The organism is Sedimentibacter sp. B4 (assembly GCF_000309315.1).
Taxonomy (GTDB): domain Bacteria; phylum Bacillota; class Clostridia; order Tissierellales; family Sedimentibacteraceae; genus Sedimentibacter; species Sedimentibacter saalensis.
This window is the reverse complement of the sequence record NZ_CANG01000399.1, coordinates 1-207: the sequence shown is the minus strand read 5'-3', so window position 1 is coordinate 207 and position 207 is coordinate 1. Positions and strand designations below refer to the sequence as shown.

At 64.3% G+C, this 207-nt stretch carries 1 protein-coding gene; it reads left to right on the top strand.

Annotated elements, in window-relative coordinates:
* Positions 1-207, top strand: a 207-nt coding sequence (locus tag BN358_RS26465; protein ID WP_198018426.1) for a hypothetical protein, incomplete at both ends; no start/stop codon positions are given.

The window sequence follows — 207 nt, the reverse complement described above, 5'->3', positions numbered from 1 at the left end:
TCCCAACGAGAACGTCGAGTACCTGCGCTCTTACCTCGACTACGCCGAGCGGGGCATGCCTGCCCTCGCCATCAATCTCGGTTCGAGCAACGAGAGCCCTGACAGTCCGTTCGAAGAGTCAGTTCTGGGGGTCCTTACCCGGTGGGGCTACTCGGTCGAACCGCAGGTGGGGTCGGCCGGCTACCGCATCGACATCGGGGTCCGCCA